Raw genomic sequence first — 7,333 nt, forward strand, 5'->3', positions numbered from 1 at the left:
CTCCCCGCTCACCGAACTGCCGCCCACCGCGCAGGTGTTGGCGCCGCAGTCCCGGTGCCCGGTGCCGGTACCGCGCACGCCCAGGCTCTGCCGGTCCTTCAGCGGCGGGCCGAGGACGCGGGGACGGGCGACAGCGGTACGGACGTGACGGCGGCGACGGCACCTACGGCCAAGCCGGGCCCCCCGCACCGGTCCCAGGCGTCCGGCGCCCGTGCGCGTGGTGGCCTGGGAGCCCCGCTGCCCGCGCTGCCGCCGAGTGCCCAACTGCCCGCCCCCGCCGTGCCTCGGGCCTCCGGTGCCGCGCCGGGACCGCTCGTCCCGCACGCTCCCGTCCGCCAGGACCGGACTCCCGCGACCACGTCTGCCCCGCCCGGCGGGGCCGCGCTCCGCACGCCGGGAACCGCTCCGCTGCTGGGGACGGCCGACGTCCAGCGCGCCCCCGCCACCGGGGCCACCCCCGCCCCCACCGTCTCCGCGGACCCTGCGAACGGTGTCGCCACACCGCTGGTGCTGCCCGCCCCGGCCGCCGCCCCCGACCACGCGGGCCCGACGCCTGCCGGGCCGAACGACCACGAGCCGGGCCCAACCACACCGACCCACAGCGGCGCCCGGACAGGCGGAACCCGGTCGGACGGCGCCCGGTCCGACGGTTCCCAGTCCGGCGGTTCCGGGACGGATGGAACCCGGCCCGGCGGTTTCCGGACGGATGCCTCGGATTCCGTGCGGCCGTCGCCCGGAGGTCCGTCCGCGCCGGTCCCGCTCGTCGTGGCCAGGTCGGTGTACCCGGCGGCCACCCCGGCCGCCTCCACCGCGATGAGCCCGCACCCTCGCACCGCGACGGGCTCGCCCGCGTCCTCCGCCACTCTCGCGCTGTTGGCCGCCCGTCCGCTCGCTCTGAGCACCCGGAGCCCGGACGGCACGGCACCGGCCGCCGTGCCCCGCCCCGCTGCCCGCCCTGTGGTCGCGGCCCGCTGGCCCGGCGCACTGTCAACCGCCCCGGCCCGCACGGCCCCGGTCCCCGCCACCCCTGCCCTCACGGCCCCGGCCCCCGCCACCCTGGCCCCCACGGCTCCCGTCTCCACCCCGCGCACCGCGCCGAGTGCGGCGGCGCCCCTCGCACACCAGGCGTCCACTCCGTCCGCGCGCTCGGCCCTCTCCGCACCTCCGCTCCAGCGTGCCGCCACCGCGTACAACGGGCCGCGCGAGACGAGCGCCACCGGACCAATGCCCCCTTCCGCGAAGCCGGTTCAGCGTGTCCCGGTCGTGCGGCCCGCGCCGCCCCGCCCGGTGACCGGCGGCCCGGTCACGGCCGTCCCGTCGCGGCCCCTGCCGGTGACCGCCCCGCAGGCGCCGCCGCTCGCGGACCACCCGCCGATGCCGACTGGCACGGAGAGCCGGGCGGGAACGGCCGTACACGCGGGGGCCGTTCCCCTGGTCAGGCCACGGACGGTCGCGACGGGTGCCGGGCCGGGGGGCCGGGACACCGCTGTGCAGCGGGACGCCGGGGTCTTCGCGGGCGTGGACCTTTTCAAGGGCGCCCAGGTCAAGGAGACGCCGCTCAAGCAGGAACCCGCCGAGCCTGTACCGCCGCGCGGCCGTCCGCGATCAGCCTCGGAGTCCTCCGCTTCCCACACCACCGTGGCCTCTAGGCGCACCGGGACCCCCCAGGACGACGCCGGTCAGGACCTCGACGACCTGGCGCGTCGTCTGCTGGACCCCGTGTCGCGGCTGCTGCGCGCCGAGTTGCGCCGCGGCCGGGAACGGACCGGCCGCCCCTACGACGGACGCCGCTGAGGACTCGCCATGACCGACGGACGAAGGACGGCCCACCCGCCACCGGGAGTACGCCCGCTGGGAGCACCCCCGCTCGCATGCGCGCCGCACCCGGGGCTGGTCCCTGTATGCGCGCCGTACCCGGGGCTGACCCCTGCATGCCCGCCGCACCGGGGGCTGACTCACACACGCCCGCCGTACCCGGGGCTGGCCCACGTACCCCGACCGCACCCAGGGCTGACTAACGCACGACCCGCACATGACCCACGCACCACGGACGACGGACGACGGACGGGGCGAGTGACGCACGCATGACCGACAGCATCTTCGCGACGAGTGTGTTCTTCCGGCTCGTCATCGGCGGCCAGGACCTGGGCCCCTTCCACACCTGTTCCGGCATGGGTGCCGAGGTCGAGATGGAGAGTTACGCCGAGGGCGGGAACAACGGCTTCACCTGGCAGTTGCCCGGTCGGGTGAGCTGGTCGAACATCACGCTCACCCGGCCGGTCACCGCCGACACGGCGAAGATCGCCCGCTGGCTGGACGAGACGCTGAAGCGGGTGGAGCCTAAGGACGGCGAGATCGTGGCGCTGCAACCGGATCTGACGCCGATCATCAGCTGGCAGGTGTTCGGGATCGTTCCGGTGCGCTGGCAGGGCCCGTCTTTCGACCCGGCCGACTCCCAGGCGGCGCGGGAGACGCTGGAGATCGCGCACCAGGGCCTGCGCCCCTCCTGAGCCGCCCGGCCGACCACCAGCCACCACCCGCCCCGCCCCCTGTCAGCCCTGTCAGTCCTGTCAGCCCGGTCCTGGAAAGGAGGTCCCGGCATGTCCACAGCGGTCCCGTCGAGCCGGGCCAGGGCCCAGCTGACCCTGAAGGAGCCGCCCACCTCCGTCGGTGCCAAGCCCGGCGGGACGATCGCGCAGCTCGACCTTCAGTTCAACCCGGCCACCCTGGAGCTGCGCAAGACCACCGAGTGGCGGCGTACCCCGTCCCGGATGGCGGGGCAGTCGGCGTTGCCGGAGTTCGTCGGCAGCGGGCCGCGCACGCTCAGTCTCGACGTGTTCCTCGATGCCACCGCCACCCACGACAACTCCGTCGAGCTGGCGGTGGAGAAGCTGATGAAGGGGTGCGTGCCGACCCCGGCCAGTCTGGGCCGCAAGAAACCGGCCAGCCCGTGGGTGCGGTTCGAGTGGGGTACCGCGCGCACGACGTCGTTCGACGGTGTGCTCTCCAGCCTGTCGGTGACCTACACCCTCTTCGACGTGGACGGGACGCCGCTGCGGGCCACCTGTTCGCTCTCCATCGAGGAGGCCAGCGTCGATCCGGCGGGCCAGAACCCGACGTCCGGCGCGCGCACGGCCCGCAGCACCCACACCGTTGTCGCGGGCGACAGCCTGGCCCTGCTGGCCTGGCGCGAGTACGGCGACGCGACGGCCTGGCGGGTCATCGCGGAGGCCAACGACATCGACGATCCGATGGCGCTCGTCCCCGGTGCCGAGTTGGTGGTGCCGGGGTTGCGGGACGCGGACGCGGAGGAGGACCAGTGACCACAGCCGAGGCGCGGGGCGGGCGGTCGTTCGCGGCTGACCCTGTCATCGAGACACCGGGCGAGCTTCCCTGGGTCTGGGCGACCCAGTTGGTGAGCTGTGTGGTCGATGAGAACGTGAGTCTGCCCGACGCGGCTGTCCTCACGTTCCGTGATCCCGATCACGAGTTCCTTCAGAAGACCGGTATCACCATCGGTACTCCGTTGCGGGTGTCGGTGGTGACGGTGTCCGGGCAGGACCGTGAGCGGTTGTTCAGCGGCGAGGTCACCGCTCTCGAACTGGACCGGGACGGCACCGGATCGTTCACGGTGGTGCGCGCCTACTCCAAGGCGCACCGGCTGCAACGGGGCCGCAGGGTGGTGGCGTTCAGGAACATGACGACGGAGGCGATCGTGCGGAAGGTGGCCGCGGGTGCGGGGCTGGCCTGCGGGGTGGTCGAGGCCGCCCCGGTCACCCACACTCAGCTGTCCCAGGCGAACCTGTCTGACTGGGACTTCCTCCAGTTCCTCGCGGCGGAGAGCGGCGCGCTGGTGCGGGTCGACGACCAGGACCTGGTGCAGTTCACCAGGCCCCGGAAGGCGTCCGGGGCGCCCGCGCCGTCGACCCCGGCGACCCGCAGCCCGATGGTGCTGGAGTACGGGCGCAACCTGCTGGCGCTGCGGGCCTGCCTGTCGGCCGCCGACGGCGCGCAGCAGGTGGAGGTGCGCGGCTGGGACGTCACCACGAAACGGCCCCTGGTGGCCCGCGAGCCGTCGGTGGACAGCGACACGGTGGTGCCGGGGCTCAGCCCGGCGTTCGCCGCCCGGTTCGGCACCTCCTCGAAGCTGACCGTCACCGACACCCCGTACCGCACGCATGCCGAGACCAGGGCGGTCGCGGACGCGGTGGCCGCCGAAGTGAGCGCCGGGTTCGGTGAGTTGGAGGCGCTGGTCGAGGGGAACCCTGAACTGCGGGCGGGCCGTCCGGTGGCGCTGGGCAATGTCGGGGGGGTGTTCTCCGGGAAGTACACGGCGACTGCGGTGCGGCATGTCCTTGAACCGCACGGTGGTTTCCGTACGACGGTGTGGGTCAGTGCCAGCCCGGACCGTTCCCTGGCGGGGCTGGTGACCGGGGCGAACGCGCCGGGCCGGGGGCCGCGTATGCCGGGTCTGGCGATCGGCGTGGTCACGGATGTCCGGGAGCCGGGCGGCGCCGAGTCGGGTGCCGTGCGGCTCACTTTTCCCTGGCTGGACGACACGTATGTCACCGACTGGGTCCGTAGCGTGCAGTGGGGCGGCAGGGGCGGGGGAGGGGTGGTGAGCCCCGAGGTCAACGACGAGGTCCTGGTCGGTTTCGAGCAGGGCCTGCTGGACAGCCCGTTCGTCCTCGGCGGGCTCTACAACGGCGTGGACAAGCCCTCGCCGCACGACATCCCGCTGATCGATCCCACCACCGGCAGGGTCAACCGCCGTTCTGTCGTGTCGCGTTCGGGGCACCGGATGGAACTGCTCGACGCGCGGGCGCCCGGCCGTTCCGGCGTGCGGCTGATGAGCGCCGACGAGCGCCTCGAAGTCTTCCTCGACAGCCGGCGCGACCGGATCGAGCTGACTGTCTACGCCCGCAAGGGCGGCGGGCAGCCCCTCACCTCCGTCCTGCTCGACAAGAAGGGCATCACCCTGGACGCGGGCCGCGGCGACGTGAGCGTGTCGGGCCGCAACGTCGACATCCAGGGCCGGGTCGGGGTGAAGATCGGCGGCCGCAGTGTACGGATCGGCGGCATGACCGACGTCACCGTCGACGGCGGTCTCCTCGGCGTCCTCAAAGCCAAGCTCATCCGCATCAACTGACCCCCGCAGCAACCGTGTTCCCGATCAACTGACGCCCGCTTAAACGGCGTTTCGTCCCCTCGTTCTGTGCAGAAGGAGTATCCGATGCCCGCCGCAGCCCGTACCGGTGATCCAACCGACCATGGCGGTGTGATCGCCACCCCGCCTCCCGGCCCGGCCGCTGCCGCGGTTGTCCGGGTGCTGATCGGCGGGCTCCCCGCCGCTGTCGTGGGCAGTGTGCACACCTGCGCGGTGCCCCCGCATCTGCTCCTCGGACCGGGCAACGTGGTCCTGCCCGACCCGGCCGCGCTCGTCTCCGGTGAGGTCCTCATCGGCGGGCTCCCGGCCGCCCGGATGCGTGACAAGACCACCTGCGGCGCGATGATCGTGGGCGGTGCCCTGGACGTCCTGATCGGGGGCGTGTGATGAGTGACCGTTTCATCGGCCGGGGCTGGGGGTTTCCGTTGCGGGTCGGACCGACCGGCGGGATCGGCATGGTCGAACGGGACCGGGAGATCGAGGAGGCCATCCGTCTCGTTCTGGGTACCGCGCCCGGCGAACGGCCCATGCGCCCGGAGTTCGGCTGCGGTATCCACGACTACGTCTTCGCTCCCGGTGACGGTGCCACCGCGGGCCGGATCGCCCAGCGGGTGCGGGAGGCCCTGGAACGGTGGGAACCGCGCATCGCCGTCGATGACGTCGTGGTCGCTTTCGACGCCGTCGAGGCCGGGACCCTCTACATCGACGTGCGCTACACGCTGCGTTCCACCAACGACCGGCGCAACCTGGTCTTTCCGTTCTACACGATCCCCTCCGAGGAGCCGGCCGGGGAACGGGGTGCCGCCTGATGGCCCTGCCCTCACCCAACCTGGACGACCGGCGCTTCCAGCAACTCGTCGACGAGGCCAAACGGTATGTGCGCCGGCGTGCCCCGGAATGGACCGACCACAACGTCTCCGATCCGGGCGTCACCCTGATCGAGACGTTCGCCTACCTGGTGGACCAACTGCTCTACCGGCTCAACCGGGTGCCGGACAAGAACTACACCGCTTTCCTCGACCTGCTCGGCATCCGGCTGTTCCCTCCGGCCGCCGCATCAGCCGACGTCGACTTCTGGCTGTCCGCACCGCAGCCCGACACCGTGACCCTGGCCCCCGGCACCGAGGTGACCACCGTGGGCGGTGACGCCGAGGAGGCCGTCGTCTTCGCCACCACCGGCGAACTGCGCATCGTGCCGTCGGAGTTGATGCGGCTGGTGACCGCCTTCCGCACCGGTGAGCAGACCGACAGGACCGGGGAGCTCGCCGAGGGCGGCGACGTCCCCGCCTTCCAGGCGGCGCCCCAGCCCGGCGACGCGCTGCTGTTCGGGCTGCCGACGGCGGTGCCGCGCTGCGTGGTCGCCGTCCGCCTGGACAGCCGGGTGGAGGGCATCGGTGTCGACCCGCGCCAGCCCCCGCTGGTGTGGGAGGCGTGGGACGGCGGCGGCTGGCAGAGGTGCGAGAGCGGCGAGGACTCCACCGGCGGCCTCAACCGGCCGGGCGAGATCGTCCTGTACGTACCCGCCGGACACACGGCGTCGGTGATCGGCGGCACCCGGGCCGGCTGGCTGCGCTGTCGGGTCACCGAGGCGCAGCCGGGACAGCCGTTCTATTCCGAGTCGCCGACGGTGCGCGAGGCGGCGGTCTTCACCGTGGGCGGCACCATGACCGTCGAGCACGCCGAGACCGAGAGCGACGTGCCGCTGGGTGTCTCGGAGGGCGTCGCCGGGCAGACCTTCCGGCTCGCCCGCCCACCGGTCCTCCTCGACGGCGAGCCGCCGGTGGTGGAGGTGTCGTCGGCGGACGGCTGGCAGCGCTGGGACCTGGTCGAGCACTTCGGCCGCTCAGGACCTGCGGACCGGCACGTCCGGATCGACGCCACCACCGGCGAGTTCACCTTCCCGCCGGCTCTGCGTGAACCGGACGGCACGCTGCGCCTGTGCGGCGCCGTACCGGCCAAGGGCGCCCGGATCAGGGTGGCGCGTTACCGCACCGGCGGCGGCCCGGCCGGCAACGTGGCCCGCGGGGCCATCTCCGTGCTGCGCAGCTCCGTCCCCTACATCGCCCGTGTCGACAACCGTGAGGAGGCGAGCGGCGGCGTCGCCGGGGAGACGGTGGAGAACGCCAAACTACGGGCGCCGCAGGCCCTGCGCATCCAGGAACGCGC

At 73.3% G+C, this 7,333-nt stretch carries 7 protein-coding genes; all 7 read left to right on the top strand.

Annotated elements, in window-relative coordinates:
• Positions 1–1,488: 1,488 nt before the first annotated feature.
• Complete coding sequence (locus GA0115242_RS41405; protein ID WP_093823665.1) at positions 1,489–1,794, top strand: hypothetical protein; 306 nt, start codon at positions 1,489–1,491, stop codon at positions 1,792–1,794.
• 290 nt (positions 1,795–2,084) lie between these two features.
• Entirely contained in the window at positions 2,085–2,510 is a 426-nt protein-coding gene (locus tag GA0115242_RS01550; protein ID WP_093823666.1) for a phage tail protein, read from the top strand.
• A gap of 90 nt (positions 2,511–2,600) precedes the next feature.
• Positions 2,601–3,323, top strand: coding sequence for a CIS tube protein (locus GA0115242_RS01555; RefSeq protein WP_093823669.1), 723 nt, complete (start codon positions 2,601–2,603; stop codon positions 3,321–3,323).
• Entirely contained in the window at positions 3,320–5,149 is a 1,830-nt protein-coding gene (locus GA0115242_RS01560; RefSeq protein ID WP_093823671.1) for a VgrG-related protein, read from the top strand. The genes GA0115242_RS01555 and GA0115242_RS01560 overlap by 4 nt, the downstream gene beginning before the upstream one ends.
• An 84-nt stretch (positions 5,150–5,233) precedes the next feature.
• Positions 5,234–5,554 (top strand): PAAR domain-containing protein, encoded by a 321-nt coding sequence (locus tag GA0115242_RS01565; protein WP_093823673.1) that lies wholly within the window; start codon positions 5,234–5,236, stop codon positions 5,552–5,554.
• A complete protein-coding gene (locus GA0115242_RS01570; RefSeq protein WP_093823675.1) occupies positions 5,554–5,976 on the top strand; it encodes a GPW/gp25 family protein in 423 nt (140 codons plus the stop codon). The genes GA0115242_RS01565 and GA0115242_RS01570 overlap by 1 nt, the downstream gene beginning before the upstream one ends.
• On the top strand, positions 5,976–7,333 hold a 1,358-nt coding region (locus GA0115242_RS01575; RefSeq protein WP_093823677.1), incomplete at its 3' end, for a putative baseplate assembly protein. The genes GA0115242_RS01570 and GA0115242_RS01575, both read left to right, overlap by 1 nt.

It is taken from the genome of Streptomyces sp. SolWspMP-5a-2 (genome assembly GCF_900091845.1).
Taxonomy (GTDB): domain Bacteria; phylum Actinomycetota; class Actinomycetes; order Streptomycetales; family Streptomycetaceae; genus Streptomyces; species Streptomyces doudnae.

Coding starts and splice junctions, on each gene's coding strand:
- GA0115242_RS01550 (WP_093823666.1), top strand. CDS start 2,085: ATGACCGACAGCATCTTCGCGACGAGTGTGTTCTTCCGGCTCGTCATC.
- GA0115242_RS01555 (WP_093823669.1), top strand. CDS start 2,601: ATGTCCACAGCGGTCCCGTCGAGCCGGGCCAGGGCCCAGCTGACCCTG.
- GA0115242_RS01565 (WP_093823673.1), top strand. CDS start 5,234: ATGCCCGCCGCAGCCCGTACCGGTGATCCAACCGACCATGGCGGTGTG.
- GA0115242_RS01570 (WP_093823675.1), top strand. CDS start 5,554: ATGAGTGACCGTTTCATCGGCCGGGGCTGGGGGTTTCCGTTGCGGGTC.